Source organism: Streptomyces microflavus, from assembly GCF_014650075.1.
Lineage (GTDB): Bacteria > Actinomycetota > Actinomycetes > Streptomycetales > Streptomycetaceae > Streptomyces > Streptomyces microflavus.
Genome location: NZ_BMUG01000002.1, coordinates 142,897 through 160,813 on the forward strand (window position 1 = coordinate 142,897; position 17,917 = coordinate 160,813).

The 17,917-nt window shown below is 70.5% G+C and carries 16 protein-coding genes; 8 read left to right on the forward strand and 8 right to left on the reverse strand.

Features of this window, described 5'->3' with window-relative positions; all coding sequences use genetic code 11:
- The first annotated feature begins 20 nt into the window (after positions 1 to 20).
- Positions 21 to 1,016, forward strand: a complete 996-nt coding sequence (locus tag IE264_RS05675; RefSeq protein WP_031123943.1) for an ATP-binding protein — start codon at positions 21 to 23, stop codon at positions 1,014 to 1,016.
- 70 nt (positions 1,017 to 1,086) lie between these two features.
- On the opposite strand, the gene IE264_RS05680 is transcribed toward IE264_RS05675, so the two are convergent.
- Complete coding sequence (locus IE264_RS05680; protein ID WP_032758727.1) at positions 1,087 to 2,421, reverse strand: polysaccharide deacetylase family protein; 1,335 nt, start codon at positions 2,419 to 2,421, stop codon at positions 1,087 to 1,089.
- 286 nt (positions 2,422 to 2,707) lie between these two features.
- Here IE264_RS05680 and IE264_RS05685 point away from each other — a divergent pair, with 286 nt between their 5' ends.
- From IE264_RS05685 to IE264_RS37855, 6 genes are all read left to right on the forward strand, one after another.
- Positions 2,708 to 5,179, forward strand: a complete 2,472-nt coding sequence (locus IE264_RS05685) for a bifunctional SulP family inorganic anion transporter/carbonic anhydrase (protein ID WP_032758728.1) — start codon at positions 2,708 to 2,710, stop codon at positions 5,177 to 5,179.
- A 215-nt stretch (positions 5,180 to 5,394) separates the two neighbouring features.
- Positions 5,395 to 7,392 (forward strand): acetate--CoA ligase, encoded by a 1,998-nt coding sequence (acs, locus tag IE264_RS05690; protein ID WP_032758729.1) that lies wholly within the window; start codon positions 5,395 to 5,397, stop codon positions 7,390 to 7,392.
- Between the two features lie 188 nt (positions 7,393 to 7,580).
- On the forward strand, positions 7,581 to 9,026 hold the full coding sequence (gene nhaA / locus IE264_RS05695; RefSeq protein WP_078657537.1) for a Na+/H+ antiporter NhaA: 1,446 nt from the start codon (positions 7,581 to 7,583) through the stop codon (positions 9,024 to 9,026).
- A gap of 40 nt (positions 9,027 to 9,066) precedes the next feature.
- A complete protein-coding gene (locus tag IE264_RS05700; protein ID WP_015609447.1) occupies positions 9,067 to 9,600 on the forward strand; it encodes a phage holin family protein in 534 nt (177 codons plus the stop codon).
- Complete coding sequence (locus IE264_RS05705) at positions 9,597 to 10,658, forward strand: alpha/beta fold hydrolase (protein ID WP_015609448.1); 1,062 nt, start codon at positions 9,597 to 9,599, stop codon at positions 10,656 to 10,658. The genes IE264_RS05700 and IE264_RS05705 overlap by 4 nt, the downstream gene beginning before the upstream one ends.
- Positions 10,659 to 10,773: 115 nt before the next feature.
- A complete protein-coding gene (locus IE264_RS37855) occupies positions 10,774 to 10,977 on the forward strand; it encodes a hypothetical protein (RefSeq protein WP_078618687.1) in 204 nt (67 codons plus the stop codon).
- Positions 10,978 to 11,060: 83 nt separating this feature from the next.
- Here IE264_RS37855 and IE264_RS05710 read toward each other — a convergent pair whose 3' ends face one another.
- The 3 genes from IE264_RS05710 to nth all read right to left on the reverse strand — a co-directional run bounded on the left by IE264_RS05710 (position 11,061) and on the right by nth (position 14,120).
- On the reverse strand, positions 11,061 to 12,260 hold the full coding sequence (locus IE264_RS05710) for a MarP family serine protease (RefSeq protein ID WP_015609449.1): 1,200 nt from the start codon (positions 12,258 to 12,260) through the stop codon (positions 11,061 to 11,063).
- 91 nt (positions 12,261 to 12,351) lie between these two features.
- Complete coding sequence (locus IE264_RS05715) at positions 12,352 to 13,071, reverse strand: NUDIX hydrolase (RefSeq protein WP_032758731.1); 720 nt, start codon at positions 13,069 to 13,071, stop codon at positions 12,352 to 12,354.
- A 149-nt stretch (positions 13,072 to 13,220) separates the two neighbouring features.
- A complete protein-coding gene (gene nth, locus IE264_RS05720) occupies positions 13,221 to 14,120 on the reverse strand; it encodes an endonuclease III (RefSeq protein WP_229887416.1) in 900 nt (299 codons plus the stop codon).
- 349 nt (positions 14,121 to 14,469) lie between these two features.
- Between nth and IE264_RS05725 the strand changes: the two genes are divergently transcribed.
- On the forward strand, positions 14,470 to 15,144 hold the full coding sequence (locus IE264_RS05725) for a Crp/Fnr family transcriptional regulator (RefSeq protein ID WP_003967450.1): 675 nt from the start codon (positions 14,470 to 14,472) through the stop codon (positions 15,142 to 15,144).
- A 126-nt stretch (positions 15,145 to 15,270) separates the two neighbouring features.
- Here the strand turns inward: IE264_RS05725 and IE264_RS05730 are convergent, their stop codons facing one another.
- From IE264_RS05730 to sp36, 4 genes are all read right to left on the reverse strand, one after another.
- A complete protein-coding gene (locus IE264_RS05730) occupies positions 15,271 to 16,101 on the reverse strand; it encodes an MBL fold metallo-hydrolase (protein WP_015609452.1) in 831 nt (276 codons plus the stop codon).
- Positions 16,098 to 17,012, reverse strand: a complete 915-nt coding sequence (locus tag IE264_RS05735; RefSeq protein WP_015609453.1) for an NUDIX hydrolase — start codon at positions 17,010 to 17,012, stop codon at positions 16,098 to 16,100. The genes IE264_RS05730 and IE264_RS05735 overlap by 4 nt, the downstream gene beginning before the upstream one ends.
- 207 nt (positions 17,013 to 17,219) lie before the next feature.
- Positions 17,220 to 17,690 (reverse strand): RidA family protein, encoded by a 471-nt coding sequence (locus IE264_RS05740; RefSeq protein WP_015609454.1) that lies wholly within the window; start codon positions 17,688 to 17,690, stop codon positions 17,220 to 17,222.
- Entirely contained in the window at positions 17,690 to 17,848 is a 159-nt protein-coding gene (sp36, locus tag IE264_RS05745) for a Sp36 family protein (RefSeq protein WP_003967454.1), read from the reverse strand. Before sp36 ends, IE264_RS05740 begins: the two co-directional genes overlap by 1 nt.
- Positions 17,849 to 17,917 lie beyond the last annotated feature (69 nt).

The window sequence follows — 17,917 nt, forward strand, 5'->3', positions numbered from 1 at the left end:
ACCCACTACCCTAGGTGAACATGAAGATCGCTTTCGTCGGGAAGGGCGGCAGCGGAAAGACCACGCTGTCCTCGCTCTTCATCCGCCACCTCGCCGCCAATGAAGCCCACGTCGTCGCCGTCGACGCCGACATCAACCAGCATCTGGGGGCCGCCCTCGGCCTCGACGAGGCGGAGGCCGCCGCGTTGCCCGCCATGGGTGCGCACCTCCCCCTCATCAAGGACTACCTGCGCGGCACCAACCCCCGTATCGCCTCCGCCGAGACGATGATCAAGACGACTCCACCCGGCGAGGGCTCACGACTGCTGCGGGTCTGCGAGGACAACCCGATCTTCGACGCCTGTGCGCGTACGGTCCGGCTCGACGACGGGGACATCCGGCTGATGGCCACCGGCCCGTTCACGGAGTCCGATCTCGGGGTGGCCTGCTACCACTCCAAGGTCGGGGCCGTCGAGCTCTGCCTCAACCACCTGGTCGACGGCCCGGACGAGTACGTCGTGGTGGACATGACGGCGGGGTCGGACTCGTTCGCCTCGGGGATGTTCACGCGCTTCGACATGACCTTCCTCGTCGCGGAGCCGACCCGGAAGGGGGTGTCGGTGTACCGCCAGTACAAGGAGTACGCACGGGACTTCGGCGTCGCGCTGAAGGTCGTCGGCAACAAGGTGCAGGGCCCGGACGATCTGGACTTCCTGCGCTCGGAGGTCGGGGACGACCTGCTGATCGGGGTGGGCCACTCCGACTGGGTGCGGTCCATGGAGAAGGGGCGGCCGTCCCGGTTCGAGCTGCTGGAGGCGGACAACCGGATGGCCCTGCAGGCCCTCCAGGACGCCGCCGAGGACTCGTACGAGCTGCGCGACTGGGAGCGCTACACCCGGCAGATGGTGCACTTCCACCTGAAGAACGCGGAGAGCTGGGGCAACGACAAGACGGGCGCCGACCTGGCGGCCCAGGTCGACCCCGCCTTCGTGCTCGGCGAGGGGCGCGCGGGAGCGGCCGTCCCCGCACCCGTCTGACCCGCCGGCCGGTCACTCCGGTCACCTCGGCAGCTGGGCGGCCGAGGTGACCGGAGGGGGCCCGGGGTGCCTAGTCGGCGTTCCGGGCCTTCTGCTCTCCGGCTTCGGGCCCGGCCGCCTTGCCCTTCTCCGCCTGCTGGGCAGCCGCGGCCTGAGCGCCGAGGTAGGTCTTCCACCCCTCCTTGGGCGCTTCGCCGACGCCGAGCGTGGCGAGCTTGGCCAGCGCCTGCGGGTCCTGTGCGTCCAGCCAGTCCGCGAGCTGCCGGAAGGACACGCAGCGCACGCCTTCCTTGGTGCACACCTTCGCGATGGTCTCCTCGATGGCGCGCATGTAGGTGCCGCCGTTCCAGGACTCGAAGTGGTTGCCGATGATCAGCGGCGCCCGGTTGCCGTTGTACGAGCGGTCGAAGGCCTGGAGCAGGCCGTCGCGCATCTGGTTGCCCCAGTACTCATGCTGGGAGGGGTCGCCCTGGGTCTTCGTGCCGGACTGGTTGACCATGAAGTTGTAGTCCATGGAGAGGGTCTCGAAGGCGCGGCCGGGCATCGGGACGAGCTGGAGCGGGATGTCCCAGACGCCGTCCTTCTTCTTGGGCCATACCTGGTTGCCGACACCGCTGGAGTCGTAGCGGAAGCCCATGTCCCGGGCCGCGGCGACCATGTTCTTCTGCCCTTCGAGGCAGGGGGTGCGGGCGCCGATCAGCTCCTGGTCGTAGTCGAAGGGGAGCGGGGCCTCGCCCTTCAGCTCCGGAGCGTTGGTCTTCCAGTTCTTGACGAAAGCCTTCGCCTGGCTGATCTCGCTCTTCCACTCCTCGACGGACCAGGTGCCCACACCTCCGTCCGGGCCGCAGAAGTGGCCGTTGAAGTGGGTGCCGATCTCGTTGCCGTCCTTCCAGGCGGCACGCACTTCGGCGAGGGTGTCGCGGATGCCCTGGGTGTCGTTGAAGCCGATGTCGGAACGGCCCGCCGGGTGCTGCGGTGGAGCGTAGAGGGATCGTTTCTCCTCAGGCAGGAGATACACCCCGCTGAGGAAGTAGGTCATGCTGGCGTTGTACTTCTTGGCGACACCGCGGAAGTGCGAGAAGAGCTTCTGGCTGTCCTCTCCGGCACCGTCCCAGGAGAACACCACGAACTGCGGCGGCTTCTGACCCGGCGCCAGGCGCTGGGCGGCCGGCATCTTCGGCTGGGCGCCGGTGAAGGCGGTGGAGCCGTCCCCGATGAGCTTGACCGCGTTCTTCGGTGCAGCCTGCGGAGCGTTCTCCTTCGCGCCGTGGGCTCCCTTCTCCGCGCCCGCACCGGAACCACCAGGTGCGGAGCCTCCGGATCCGGCACCGGAACAGCCCGCGAGTACGGCGACCAGCGCCGTGGTCATGACGCCCAAGGCGATCCTCTTCGTGGCGGCCATCATCCGCCCACCCTCTTCCTTGCAGGTTATTTGCGTTGAGTGCCGACACGGCGCGGCCAAACTCGCACGCGGCTTTGCAGATAAGAGGAAGGCATGCCGAATGAAAAGCTACCTATTCACTTGAATGGGTGACGCACTGACCTAAATGCCGCGAATGCGAGACACCCAGCTTTACTCTCCATTACCATTCGTTTACTGAGAGTTGAGAAATCCCGCCGCTGCACGCCGTGACCCACGGCCGCGTCCCCTACGTCCTCGCGACCGCGCTGCCTCCGGAGGAGACGGGAACATGTCCGCCTGCGCCCCCACTCGCCATGACCGCACACCCCGCCGTTCGCGCCCCCGCCGCGCCTCGGGAATGAAGAGTCCTCACAGCCCACCGCCCACCGGCGGCGGCCGCCGCCTGCGAATCGCGGGCGCGGATGTGTCCGCCTCGATCACCGTCTTCCTCATCGCCGTCCCCATGTCGCTCGGCCTCGCCCTCGCCGTGGGCGCCCCGCTGGAGGCCGGGCTGGTGGCAGCGGCCATCGGCGGCATCGTCGCCGGGCTGCTCGGGGGCACACCGCTCCAGGTCAGCGGGCCTTCCGCCGGGCTGACCGTCGTCACGGCCGAGTTGATCCAGGTCTACGGCTGGCGCACGACCTGCGCCATCACGGTCGGCGCCGGACTGCTCCAGATCCTCCTGGGCACCCTGAGAGCCGCGCGCAACGCGCTCGCCGTCAGCCCGGCGATCGTGCACGGGACGCTGGCCGGTATCGGTGTGGCCATCGCGCTCGCCCAGCTGCACATCATGCTGGGCGGGTCACCCCAGAGCTCCGTGGTGGCCAACGCCCTGGCCCTGCCGGAGCAGCTGGCCCGGATCAGTCCGGCGGCCCCCCTCATCGGGGCGCTGGCCATCGCCGTTCTGCTGCTGTGGCCCCGGCTGCCGGGACGGGTCGGCCGGACGGTACGGAGAATCCCGGCCGCACTCGCCTCGGTGGTGATCGCGACCTCGGTGGCGGCGGTGGCGACGCCCGGGCTCCCCCGGGTCGACCTGCCTTCCTGGCGGTCGCACGCCCTGCCGGAGCTGCCTCAGGGACCCGTTCTCGCCCTGGCCACCGCGGTGTTCACCGTGCTGCTGGTGGCCAGTCTGGAATCACTGCTCGCCGCGGTGGCCGTGGACAAACTGGCCGCCGACCGCGCGGGAGAGCAGGCACCCCTGACCTCCCCCGCTCCGCCCCGGCGGTCCGACCTGGACCGTGAGTTGCGCGGCCAGGGCATCGCCAACACCCTCACCGGGCTGCTGGGCGGGCTCCCGGTGGCCGGGGGCGTGGTGCGAGGTTCGGCCAATGTGCGGGCCGGGGCGACCGGTCGCGCCTCCACCGTGCTGCACGGGGTCTGGGTTCTCCTCGCGGCAGGCCTGCTGATCACCGTGTTCGAGTGGATTCCGCTGGCCGCGCTCGCCGCCCTGGTGATGGTGGTCGGGGTCCAGATGGTGAGCTTCGCGCACATCCGTAACGTCCATAAACACCGGGAGTTCCCGGTCTACGCGGCCACGGTCGCCGGTGTCGTCGCCTTCGGGGCGCTGGCGGGCGTCGCCCTCGGAGTGGGCGTGGCGGTGATCGTCTCGCTGCACCGGCTGGGCCGCACGAAGATCACCGCGACCGAGCAGGACGGCCGCCATGTGGTGACCGTCCACGGCCAGTTGACCTTCCTGGCTGTCCCGCGGCTCACCCGGACACTCGGGCAGCTGCCGCCGGGCGTCGACGCGACCGTCGAGCTGGACGGGTTCTTCATGGACCACGCCGCCTACGAGGCGATCCAGGCCTGGCGCGGCGCCCAACTCGCCCAGGGTGGCCGGATCGACTTCACGGGCAGGTCCGGCAGCCGCATCGCCGAGCCGGCCGCCGCGGCCCACTCGTGCTGCCGCCCCTGGACCCCGTGGCGCAACCACCACTGCCACGACCGTCCCACCCGCCCCGCGGACAACAGCGGCACCACCGACTCACTTCCCGACAGCGGCAGCGGTTCCGGCACCTCCCCCACCGCCGGGGCCGGCAGGAAGGGCGGCGCGCATCGGCTGCTGAGTGGCCTGAGTTCGTTCCAGCGGAACACGGCGCCTCTGGTCCGCGACGAGCTGGCCCGGCTCGCCTCCGAGGGCCAGTGCCCCTCCCAGCTCTTCATCACCTGTGCCGACTCCCGCCTGGTCACCAGCATGATCACCTCCAGCGGCCCCGGCGACCTCTTCACCGTGCGGAACGTCGGCAATCTGGTGCCCCCACCGGGCACCGCGCCGGCCGGGAGCGGCGACGACTCGGTGGCCGCGGCGATCGAGTACGCGGTGGAGGTGCTGCGGGTCGAATCCATCACCGTCTGCGGACACTCCGGCTGCGGCGCCATGCAGGCGCTGCTGAAGGGTGAGCCCGACTCCGGCCCGGAGAAGCCGAGGACCCCCCTGTGGCGCTGGCTGCGCCACGGTCTGCCGAGCCTGGAGCGGATGGCGTCGCGCCGCCACTCCTGGGCGCGGATCTCCGGCCGGCTGCCCACCGACGAGGTCGAGCAGCTCTGCCTCACCAATGTGGTCCAGCAGTTGGAGCACCTGCGGGCGCACGAATCGGTGGCCCGCAGGCTCGCCGAGGGGACGCTCCAGCTGCACGGCATGTATTTCCACGTCGGCGAGGCGCAGGCATATCTGCTGACCGAAGGTTCCAGCTCCGGGACGGAGCCCGACGAGGTCTTCGACCGGGTCGGCACCGGAGAGCTGGAGCGAACCGGCGTCTGAACCGGACAGGCCCCGGGTCCGTGAGACCTGGTGACCCCGCTCCGCGCTGCACGGCACGGCAGCGAGCTGCAGGGCGACTTTGCGCCACACGTCGTGCACACGCGTCGTAAAGCCGTCCTGACCAGCGGAGCGGGATCATGCTTCCATACACGAAGACACAGGTCTAAACCAATTCCCGGCAGACACTTGTCACCCGGCCTCGCGCCTGATGAGCTATGCCCCGGGACACAACGGACACCCTGGGACTGGGAGAAGTCGTGAGCAACGAGAGCCTGGCCAACCTGCTTCGGGAAGAGCGAAAATTCGCTCCGCCTGCCGAGCTGGCCGCCAACGCCAACGTCACCGCAGAGGCGTACGAGCAGGCCGAGGCGGACCGGCTGGGCTTCTGGGCCGAGCAGGCCCGCCGCCTGACGTGGGCCACCGAGCCGACCGAGACCCTCGACTGGAGCAATCCGCCCTTCGCGAAGTGGTTCGCGGACGGCAAGCTGAACGTCGCGTACAACTGCGTGGACCGCCACGTCGAGGCCGGAAACGGCGACCGGGTCGCCATCCACTTCGAGGGCGAGCCCGGCGACAGCCGCGCCATCACCTACGCGGAGCTGAAGGACGAGGTCTCCCGCGCCGCCAACGCGCTGACCGAACTCGGTGTCAGCAAGGGCGACCGGGTCGCCGTCTATCTGCCGATGATCCCCGAGGCCGCCGTCGCGATGCTGGCCTGCGCCCGCATCGGCGCCACGCACTCGGTGGTCTTCGGCGGCTTCTCCGCCGACGCCATCGCCACCCGCATCCAGGACGCGGACGCCAAGGTCGTCATCACGGCCGACGGCGGCTACCGCCGGGGCAAGCCCTCCGCGCTCAAGCCGGCGGTCGACGACGCCGTCTCCCGTATCAAGAGCGTCGAGCACGTCCTCGTCGTCCGCCGCACCGGTCAGGACACCGCCTGGACCGAGGGCCGCGACGTCTGGTGGCACGAGATCACCGCCCGGCAGTCCGCCGAGCACACCCCCGAGGCCTTCGAGGCGGAGCAGCCGCTCTTCATCCTCTACACCTCGGGCACCACCGGGAAGCCGAAGGGCATCCTGCACACCTCCGGCGGCTACCTCACCCAGGCGGCGTACACGCACCACGCGGTCTTCGACCTCAAGCCGGAGACCGATGTCTACTGGTGCACCGCCGATGTCGGCTGGGTCACCGGACACTCGTACATCGTCTACGGGCCGCTGGCCAACGGCGCGACCCAGGTCATGTACGAGGGCACGCCCGACACCCCGCACCAGGGCCGCTTCTGGGAGATCGTGCAGAAGTACGGCGTCACGATCCTCTACACGGCGCCGACCGCGATCCGTACGTTCATGAAGTGGGGGGACGACATCCCCGCCAAGTTCGACCTGTCGTCCCTGCGCATCCTCGGTTCGGTCGGTGAGCCGATCAACCCCGAGGCGTGGATGTGGTACCGCAAGCACATCGGCGCCGACAAGTGCCCGATCGTGGACACCTGGTGGCAGACCGAGACCGGCGCCATGATGATCGCGCCGCTGCCGGGCGTGACCGCGACCAAGCCGGGCAGCGCCCAGCGCGCCCTGCCGGGAATCGCCGCCACCGTCGTGGACGACGACGCCAACGAGGTGCCGAACGGCGGAGGCGGCTACCTCGTCCTCACCGAGCCCTGGCCCTCCATGCTCCGCACCATCTGGGGCGACGACCAGCGGTTCCTCGACACCTACTGGTCGCGCTTCGAGGGCAAGTACTTCGCGGGCGACGGTGCCAAGAAGGATGAGGACGGCGACATCTGGCTGCTCGGCCGGGTCGACGACGTCATGCTCGTGTCGGGCCACAACATCTCGACCACCGAGGTCGAATCCGCCCTCGTCTCCCACCCGTCCGTCGCCGAGGCAGCCGTGGTCGGTGCGAACGACGAGACGACGGGCCAGGCCATCGTCGCGTTCGTGATCCTGCGCGGCACGGCGACCGCGTCCGACGAGCTGGTCGCGGAGCTTCGCAACCACGTCGGGACGACCCTCGGCCCGATCGCGAAGCCCAAGCGGGTGCTGCCGGTGGCCGAGCTGCCCAAGACCCGCTCCGGCAAGATCATGCGCCGCCTGCTGCGCGATGTCGCCGAGAACCGCGAGCTGGGCGATGTCACCACGCTCACCGACTCCTCGGTGATGGACCTGATCACCACCCAGCTGCCGTCCTCGTCCTCGGAGGACTGAGACCGGACAGGCTTTTTTCGTACGGCTCCGATGGGCATCCGGCGACGCGCCGGGTGCCCATCGGCGCTCCCGTACAGTGAGGGGCGTGCCGCCAGTGACGTGATAGCGGCACGACACCGCCGTAGTGGCGAAAAAATCTCACAGGGGCGCCGGGAAGTCTGGTCGGCACGGTCATCAGCCATGGCATCATGCCGTTCCCCACCCGGAGGTTCCCCCTCGTGGCACCGCCCACCCCTGCCCCGCCCACCCCCACGCCGCCCCGGCACACCCTGCTCGGCAGGCTCACCCTCCCCGAGCGCAATTACGTGGCGGAGGCGCTCCGCACCGAAACGGTCGGCGGCCTGATCCTGCTGGCCGCCGCTGTCACCGCCCTGATCTGGGCGAACACCTTCGAAGGCTCGTACGCGGACGTCAGCGGCTTCCATTTCGGACCCGCCTCGCTCGGCCTGGACCTCTCCGTGACGCACTGGGCGGCGGACGGGCTGCTCGCGGTCTTCTTCTTCGTCGTGGGCGCCGAACTCAAACGGGAAATGGTCGCCGGCCAGCTCCGCGACCCCAGGGCGGCCGCCCTCCCGATCGTGGCGGCCCTGTGCGGCATGGCGGTGCCCGCGCTCGTCTACACGCTCACCAATGTCGTGGGCGGCGGTTCCCTGGACGGCTGGGCCGTTCCCACGGCCACCGACATCGCCTTCGCGCTCGCCGTTCTCGCCGTGATCGGCACCTCCCTGCCCTCCGCCCTGCGCGCCTTCCTGCTCACACTCGCCGTCGTCGACGACCTCTTCGCCATCCTGATCATCGCGGTGTTCTTCACCGACGACCTCGACTTCCTGGCCCTCGGCGGGGCCGCCGTCGGTCTGGCGCTCTTCCACCTGCTGCTCCGCCTCGGCGTCCGGGGCTGGTACGTCTACGTACCGCTCGCCCTGGTCATCTGGGGCCTGATGTACAACAGCGGCGTCCACGCCACCATCGCCGGTGTCGCCATGGGGCTGATGCTGCGCTGCACCCGGCGCGAGGGCGAGACGCGCTCGCCCGGTGAACACATCGAGCACCTGGTCCGGCCGCTCTCCGCAGGCATCGCCGTTCCGCTCTTCGCCCTCTTCTCCGCCGGGGTCTCCCTCAAGGGCGAGGCGCTGGCGGGCGTCTTCACGCGGCCCGAGACCCTCGGCGTCGTCCTCGGGCTCGTCGTCGGCAAGACCGTCGGCATCTTCGGCGGCACCTACCTCGCCGCCCGCTTCACCAAGGCGGAGCTGAACAAGGACCTGGCCTGGGCGGATGTCTTCGCGGTCGCCTCACTCGCCGGCATCGGGTTCACCGTCTCGCTGCTCATCGGCGAGCTGTCCTTCGCGGGCGACGCGGACACGGTCAACGAGATCAAGGCCGCCGTACTGCTCGGATCACTGATCGCGGCCGTACTCTCCGGTGTACTGCTGAAACTCCGGGTACGCAGATACCGCGAGCTGTACGAGGCCGAGGAGCGGGACGAGGACGCATCCGGGGTCCCCGACGTCTATGAACAGGACGATCCGGGGTACCACCTGCGGATGGCCGCGATCCACGAGGAGAAGGCGGCCGAGCACCGCCGTCTCGCCGAACGGGCGGGGGCAGCGAGCAACAAGCCGGACAGTCCGGCATGATCTGACATCGGATGTGTCGAAGACGGAGAGGGAGTCAGGGATGAGCGACCCCGGCAACTACGTGGGCAGCGCGGACCGCAGCATCGGGCAGCTGGTCGCCTCGGCGACGGCCGAGATGTCCGCGCTGGTGCACGACGAGATCGCCCTGGCGAAGGCGGAGGTACGCCAGGACGTCAAGCGCGGGGTGATCGGCAGCGTGGCGTTCATCGTCGCGGGCGTACTGCTTCTGTTCACGATGCCGATGCTGAGCTTCGCCGCCGCGTACGGCATCCACAACCTGGGCCTGGGCCTGGCCTGGTCGTTCCTGATCGTGGCGGGCGGCTTCGTCCTCCTGGCGGCGCTGCTCGGGCTGATCGGCTGGCTGAAGTTCAAGAAGGTCAAGCCGCCGGAGAAGTCCATCGCCTCCGCCAAGCAGACCGCCGCCGTCCTGCAGAAGGCGAAGCCGCACCCCCGCCCGGCCATCGAGGCCGACGCGATCCTCAAGCGCTCCGGCTCCAGCCTCGCGGCGGGTACGGGCGTCGAGAGCCTCCCCGGTAAGGACAAGGCCGCCTCTGTGGCACGCTCGTCCACATGACGGTTCCCGATTCCAGCGCATTCGGCCCTGCGGGTTCGGCGAGCCCGCAGGGTTCGGCCGGCCCGGCGGGCTCCTCGACGAGCCCGGCCGGCCGCCTCTCCTCGGGCGACGGCCGTTCCGCTTCCACGGGTCAGGCCGGCGCCGGAGGACCTGTACGGCTCGACGGCCCCTGGACCCACCGCGATGTGGCCGCCAACGGTGCACGGTTCCACATCGCCGAGATGGGCGAGGGGCCCCTGGTCCTCCTTCTGCACGGGTTCCCGCAGTTCTGGTGGACCTGGCGCCACCAGCTGCCCGCGCTCGCCGAAGCGGGCTTCCGGGCCGTCGCCATGGACCTGCGCGGGGTGGGCGGCAGCGACCGGACCCCGCGCGGCTACGACCCCGCCAACCTGGCGCTCGACGTCACCGGGGTGATCCGCTCCCTCGGTGAGCCGGACGCGGCCCTCGTCGGCCACGACCTGGGCGGCTACCTCGCCTGGACGGCCGCCGTGATGCGGCCCAAGCTGGTGCGCCGGCTCGCCGTCTCGTCCATGCCCCACCCGCGCCGCTGGCGCTCCTCGATGCTGTCCGACTTCGCGCAGTCGCGGGCGGGCTCGTACATCTGGGGCTTCCAGCGCCCCTGGCTGCCGGAGCGTCAGCTCGTCGCGGACGACGCGGCCCTGGTGGGAAAGCTGGTCCAGGACTGGGCCGGGCCCCGGACCCCGGACTTCCCCGACGAGGAGACCCTGGCCGTCTACCGGCGGGCCATGAGCATCCCCTCGACGGCGCACTGCTCGATCGAGCCGTACCGCTGGATGGTCCGTTCGATGGCTCGTCCGGACGGGGTCCAGTTCAACCGGCGGATGAAGCGGCCCGTGCGCGTGCCCACCCTGCATCTGCACGGATCGCTCGATCCGGCGGTCAGGACCCGGAGTTCGGCGGGGTCGGGCGAGTACGTCGAGGCGCCCTACCGGTGGCGACTTTTCGACGGTGTCGGTCACTTCCCCCACGAGGAGGATCCGATCGCCTTCTCCACCGAACTCATCAACTGGCTCAAGGATCCTGAGCCCGACCGGTAGCCGCGCACCCACCAGGGGCACGCCTGTCCGACGAACAGCCACTTGCCTGCCGCATAAGCCAATTGGCTGACTCGCGCACGATTACCGACCTTGGGTCACGGGCAGACGTCGGGGTATGGGCTGGACGCACGACTTCACTGACGAAGCACGCAACCGCCGCTCCACCGCGACAGCAGGTGCGAGCACTCATGAGGGGGGCGGCCCCCGGGGCCGGGTGCACGATGTGCAGGACCTTCATCATCACCGGCTCGGGATTCCGCGCATCCTCCGCCGTCGGGCCCGCTGGGTCTCGGCGCGGCTGCGCCACCCCCGTAGCTGATCTCTTCTGACACCCCGCCCCCGCCGGTCCGCATGCGCTGACCGGCGGGGGTCTTCATCGCTCACGGATATCCCGGGCGGGCCTCAGAGGGCGCAGCCCTGGCTGTCGACCTGCTGGTTCGCCGTGCGGCCGATCTCGATGTCCTCGCGGATCTCGTCGGCCGTCAGCGCGTAGCCGGTGTCCGGGTCGTCGAGCGACTTGGCGAACACCACTCCGTACACCTTTCCGTCCGGAGTGAGCAGCGGGCCGCCCGAGTTGCCCTGGCGCACGGTCGCGTAGAGCGAGTAGACGTCGCGCAGGACGGTGCCCCGCTGGTAGATGTCGGGGCCGTTGGCGTCGATACGGGCGCGGACCCGGGCGGAGCGTACGTCGTAGGCGCCGTTCTCCGGGAAGCCCGCGACGATCGCGCTGTCGCCGGTCCGCGCGTCGTCGCCGGTGAACTCCAGCGGGGTGGCCTTCAGATCGGGGACGTCCAGCACCGCGATGTCGCGCTGCCAGTCGTAGAGGACGACCTTCGCGTCGTACAGCCGGCCTTCGCCGCCGATCTGGACGGTCGGCTCCTCGACGCCGCCGACGACATGGGCGTTGGTCATCACGCGGCGGTCGGAGAAGACGAAGCCGGTGCCTTCGAGGACCTTGCCGCAGCTCGGTGCCGTACCCACGACCTTGACGATCGACTTCTTGGCGCGGGCGGCGACCGGGCTGCCCGCCAGCGCCGGGTCCGGGGGCTCGACGTTGGTGATCGGCTCGTTGTCGAAGGGGCTGAAGACCTGCGGGAAGCCGTTCTGCGCGAGGGCGGAGGAGAAGTCCTCGAACCACGGCGGCGCCTGTTGGGGCATCACCCGGGAGATCCCCAGCAGGACCGAGGAGTTGCGGACCTCCTTGCCGAGGGTCGGCAGCGAGGTGCGGGCCAGCGGCAGGGCGATCAGCCAGGCGACCAGCAGCATGGCCACCACATTGACCAGGGCACCGCCGGTGGCGTCCAGCGCGCGGGCGGGCGACCAGGTGATGTACCGGCGGAGCTTGTTGCCCAGGTGGGTGGTGAAGGCCTGGCCGACCGAGGCGCAGATGATCACGATGACGACCGCGCCGATGGCCGTCGCGGTGGAGACCTCGGCCCCCTCGGTCACCCGGTCCCAGATGATCGGCAGCAGATATACGGCGACGAGACCGCCGGCGAGGAAGCCGATCACCGACAGGATGCCGACGACGAAACCCTGTCGATAGCCGATGACCGCGAACCATACGGCGGCGAGCAGCAGCAGGATGTCCAGCACGTTCACCGTCGATAGCCTCGCAGTTTCGTCACCTGGCCCGTCGGGGGTGACGGGGTCCGGGCCGGGCCCGGTACAGCGCAGCAGGACAGCCAGCGTGTCATGCGCGCCAGTCGAGCGGCACCTGTCTCGCCCTGTCCCACGGGCGTTCCCAGCCCGCGTAGTGCAGGATCCGGTCGATCACTCCGGCCGTGAATCCCCAGACCAGGGCCGATTCGACCAGAAAGGCCGGGCCGCTGTGGCCGCTCGGATGTACGGCGGTGGCCCGGTTGGCCGGATCCGTGAGATCCGCCACGGGAACGGTGAAGACCCGGGCCGTCTCGGCCGGATCGACCACCCCGACCGGGCTGGGCGCACGCCACCAGCCGAGGACGGGCGTCACGACGAAGCTGCTCACGGGGATGTACAGCCGGGGCAGTACGCCGAAGAGCTGGACGCCCCGGGGGTCGAGACCGGTCTCCTCCTCGGCCTCGCGCAGCGCGGCCCGCAGCGGCCCCGTCGTGGCCTGGTCGCCGTCCTCGGGGTCGAGGGAGCCGCCGGGGAAGGACGGCTGCCCGGGGTGCGAGCGCAGGGTGCCGGAGCGCTCCATCAGCAGCAGCTCGGGGCCGCGCGGGCCGTCGCCGAAGAGGATCAGGACGGCGGACTGCCTCCCCGCCCCGCTCTCGGGCGGCAGGAAGCGGCTGAGCTGCTGCGGGCGGACGCTGCGGGCAGCCTGGGCCACGGGGTCGAGCCAGGCGGGCAGGCCCGCCGTGGTCACGTCGATCGCCGCATGCGTATCCGCGTCCGTGTCCGCGTGTGTGTCCGTGTGCGTGTGCGTCATCGGCACCCCCCTTGTTTCACAACGCCTGTCGTCGGCCATTTCGTTCCGAGCCATTTCGTCGTTCTCGGGAGGGCTGTCGTCGTTCTCGGGGGCTGTCTTCTCTCAGGAGGGGTGTCGTCTCTCGGGAGAGTGCTCGATGCGGCGTTCCCTCATGCGGCTCCCAGTGCGGGGGCCGGTTTGCCCGGGAAGTCGGCGGGCGGGCTGAGCCGCTGGCCCGGGTAGCCGCCCATCTCGTACTTCAGCAGCTTCGCGGCCTTCTCCGGGTCGGTCTCCCCCTCACCGTACGAAGGGCAGAGCGGGGCGATGGGGCAGGCGCCGCAGGCCGGTTTCCGGGAGTGGCAGATGCGGCGGCCGTGGAAGATCACCCGGTGCGAGAGCATCGTCCACTCGCTCTTCGGGAAGATGCCGGCGATCACCGCCTCGACCTTCACCGGGTCCTCCTCGTCCGTCCACTTCCAGCGCCGGACCAGCCGCCCGAAGTGCGTGTCCACGGTGATGCCGGGGACGCCGAAGGCGTTGCCCAGCACGACGTTGGCGGTCTTGCGGCCGACCCCGGGCAGCTTGACCAGGTCCTCCAGCCGGCCGGGGACCTCACCGCCGAAGTCGTCCCTCAGGGCGGCGGAGAGGCCCAGGAGCGACTTGGTCTTGGCCCGGAAGAAGCCGGTCGGCCGGATCAGCTCCTCCATCTCCTCCGGAACGGCCGCCGCCATGTCCTCGGGGGTCGGGTAGGCGGCGAAGAGCGCGGGGGTGGTCTGGTTGACCCTCAGGTCGGTGGTCTGGGCGGAGAGGACCGTGGCGACGAGCAGCTCGAAGGGGTTGCGGAAGTCCAGCTCGGGGTGGGCGTACGGATAGACCTCGGCGAGCTCGCGGTTGATCCGTCGGGCGCGGCGGACCAGCGCGAGGTGCGATTCGGCCTTGGGAACCTTGGCTGCCTTGAGTTCCTTTGCCGCCTTGGGTGCCTTCGGTGCCTTCGCTGCCCTGTTGGCCGCCTTCGACGCGGTCGAGGCCCTGGGGGTCTCGGGCGTCGTTCCGGACTTTGACGATGTCACTGCGGACCTCCTGGCCGACTTCCGGACCGGCTTCCCCGGCCCTCCGGGGGAGCCATTTGCGGCACTCTCCGGGCGAACCGGGGAGTGTTCGCCCACAGCAGAATCGCGCTGCTCCGACACCCCATCAGCCCCCTCGGCCTGCGCTCTCCCCGGCATTCTGGACACCCGGCCAGCCTAGAGCCAGCCACTGACAACCGCCCCGGTCACCGCGTATCCACCCCCGATCGGCCCCCTGCCGTAGGGACCGGCACTCCCGTGCGTCAAACTGGTTTGTGATTGATCGCACTGTTTTACCGTCCGGCATGATGGGGACCACGGTTCCCTGAACAGGCCGACAAGGAGAGAACTCGTGGACGACGTTCTGCGGCGCGCCCCGCTTTTCGCGGCGCTCGATGATGAGCAGGCCGCGGAGCTCCGCGCCTCGATGAGTGAGGTGACCCTCGCGCGCGGCGACGCGCTTTTCCACGAGGGCGACCAGGGTGACCGCCTGTACGTGGTCACCGAGGGCAAGGTGAAGCTCCACCGCACCTCGCCCGACGGGCGCGAGAACATGCTGGCCGTGCTCGGCCCCGGCGAGCTGATCGGTGAGCTCTCGCTCTTCGACCCCGGCCCGCGTACGGCGACCGCCTCCGCGCTGACCGAGGTCAAGCTCCTCGGCCTCGGCCACGGCGACCTGCAGCCCTGGCTCAACGCACGGCCCGAGGTCGCCACCGCGCTGCTGCGCGCGGTCGCCCGCCGCCTGCGCAAGACCAACGACCAGATGTCCGACCTGGTCTTCTCCGACGTGCCGGGCCGTGTCGCCCGTGCCCTCCTGGACCTGTCGCGCCGCTTCGGCGTCCAGTCGGAGGAAGGCATCCACGTCGTTCACGACCTCACCCAGGAGGAGCTGGCCCAGCTGGTCGGCGCCTCCCGCGAGACGGTCAACAAGGCCCTCGCGGACTTCGCGGGCCGCGGCTGGCTGCGGCTGGAGGCCCGTGCGGTCATCCTGCTGGACGTGGAGCGCCTCGCGAAGCGTTCGCGCTGACCGCGTGATGTGACCTGACGCGAAGGCCCCGCCGCCGACCTGACGTACTCCGGTCGGCGCGGGGCCCTTCCGTTCACCCGGCTCCCTCTACGTTCACGCGGGCGCTGTCCGTTCACGCGGGCCGCTTCAGATGAGGCCGTGTCCGGCGAGGTACTCCAGCTGCGCCCGTACCGACAGCTCGGCGGCCGGCCACAGGGAGCGGTCCACGTCGGCATACACCCGGGCCACCACGTCCGACGGCGTGCGGTGCCCCGCCTCCACCGCCGTCTCGACCTGGGCCAGCCGGTGCGCGCGATGGGCCAGGTAGAACTCCACGGCCCCCTGCGCGTCCTCCAGGACCGGCCCGTGGCCCGGCAGCACCGTGTGCACGCCGTCGTCGACCGTCAGGGAGCGCAGCCGCCTGAGCGAGTCCAGGTAGTCGCCGAGCCGCCCGTCCGGGTGCGCGACCACCGTCGTACCGCGGCCGAGGATCGTGTCGCCCGTCAGCACCGCCCGGTCCGCGGGCAGATGGAACGAGAGCGAGTCGGCGGTGTGGCCCGGCGTCGGGACCACGCGCAGTTCCAGGCCGCCGGTGGTGATCACATCGCCCGCCCCGAGGCCCTCGTCCCCCAGCCGCAGCACTGGATCCAAAGCCCGTACCTTCGTCCGCGTCAGCTCGGCGAACCGCCCCGCGCCCTCCGCGTGATCAGGATGGCCGTGCGTGAGCAAAGTAAGGGCCACGCGGCGCCCGGACCGCTCCACCGCGTCGATCACGGCCTTCAGGTGACCGTCGTCGAGCGGCCCCGGGTCGATGACGACCGCGAGCCCGGAGCCGGGCTCGGCGACGATCCAGGTGTTCGTGCCGTCGAGCGTCATCGCGGACGGGTTCGGCGCGAGGACGTTGACCGTACGGGCGGTCGCGGGCCCGGAGGCCACGCTTCCGCGTGGCTGCCCCGGGAGGGCGGCTGCGTCGCTCATCCCGCACCGCCGTTCTCGCCCGCCGTGGGTACGTGCTTGGTGAACTCGTCGTGCCCCGGCCAGCTCAGCACCAGCTCATCCCCCTCCAGACGGGCCTGCGCGAGTACGGGAGTCATGTCCTGGACGTCCGCTGCCCCGAGCGCCTCGGCGGCCGTCCTGAACGGCGTCAGGGCCCGCAGGGTCGACACGGTGGGCGGCATCATCAGCAGCTCGCCCAGGTCATAGCGGCGGGCCGCCTCCGCCGGGGCGATCCACACCGTGCGGTCCGCCTCGGTGGAGACGGCCCGGGTGCGCTGCCCTTCGGGCAGCGCGGCGACGAAGAACCAGGTGTCGTACCGCCTCGGTTCGAACTCCGGGGTGATCCAGCGGGCCCAGGCACCCAGCAGGTCCGAGCGGAGCAGCAGCCCGCGCCGGTCCAGGAACTCCGCGAAGGACAGGTCGCGGGCGACCAGCGCCTCGCGGTCGGCCTCCCAGTCGGCCCCGGTGGTGTCGCCGACCACCGTCCCGGCGGTTTCCCCGGCGAGCAGGACGCCCGCCTCCTCGAAGGTCTCGCGCACCGCCGCGCAGACGATGGCCTGCGCCTCGGTGACCGTCGCCACGCCGAGCCGGCCGGCCCAGTGCTCCAAGGAGGGTCCGGCCCACCCGATCAGCCGGTCGTCGTCGCGCGGATCCACTCCGCCACCCGGATAGGCGTACGCGCCTCCGGCGAATGCCATGGAGGTCCGCCGGCGCAGCATGTGCACGACAGGACCACCCGGGCCGCCCTTCGCTCCCGGGCCGCCCTCGGCTCCCGGATCGCGGAGCAGCATCACGGTGGCGGCCCGCCGGGGAGTCACGGCCGTCAGCTCACCGGCGGCGAGGGCCCGGATCCGGTCGGGCCATTCCGGGGGGTACCACTGACCTTGGGACATGGCCGGAGGCTATCCGGAACCGCGCCGATGTTCGAGAGCTTCCGTGATCATCGCCGGGGCCCGACATGTCCCGGCAACACGCGCACCTCCCGTACACGCGCATCTCCCGTACACACGCGATCCCGCCCGGTCGCGGGACCGGACGGGATCGGAAAGTAACGTCGAGAGGCTTCGTACGGCTCAGGCGTCGAGAGGGTTCGTACGGGCTCAGGCCTCGACGAGCTCGACCTGGACCTCGACCTCGACCGGGGCGTCCAGCGGCAGCACGGCGACGCCCACGGCGCTGCGTGCGTGCACCCCCTTGTCGCCCAGGGCCGCGCCCAGCAGCTCGCTCGCACCGTTGATCACGGCGGGCTGCCCGGTGAAGTCGGATGCCGAGGCGACGAAGCCCACGACCTTCACCACGCGCTTGATCCGGTCCAGATCACCGGCGACCGACTTCACGGCGGCCAGGGCGTTGAGCGCGCAGGTCCTCGCGAGCTCCTTCGCCTCGTCCGGCGTCACCTCGGCGCCGACCTTGCCGGTGACGGCGAGCTTGCCGTCCACCATCGGGAGCTGGCCCGAGGTGTACACGTACACCCCGGACTGCACGGCCGGCTGGTACGAGGCCAGCGGCGGCACGACGGCGGGCAGGGTCAGGCCGAGCTCGGCGAGCCGCGCCTCGACGGCGCCCGCCACTACGCCTTCTCCCGCTTCAGGTAGGCCACGAGCTGCTCGGGGTTGTTCGGGCCGGGAACGACCTGGACCAGCTCCCAGCCGTCCTCGCCCCAGGTGTCCAGAATCTGCTTGGTCGCGTGCACGAGAAGGGGCACGGTCGCGTATTCCCACTTGGTCATGGGCCCGACTGTAACGCCTGGCACCCAAGGTCCCGTGCGTAGCCCGGGGCCGGACTGGTTAGGCTCGAA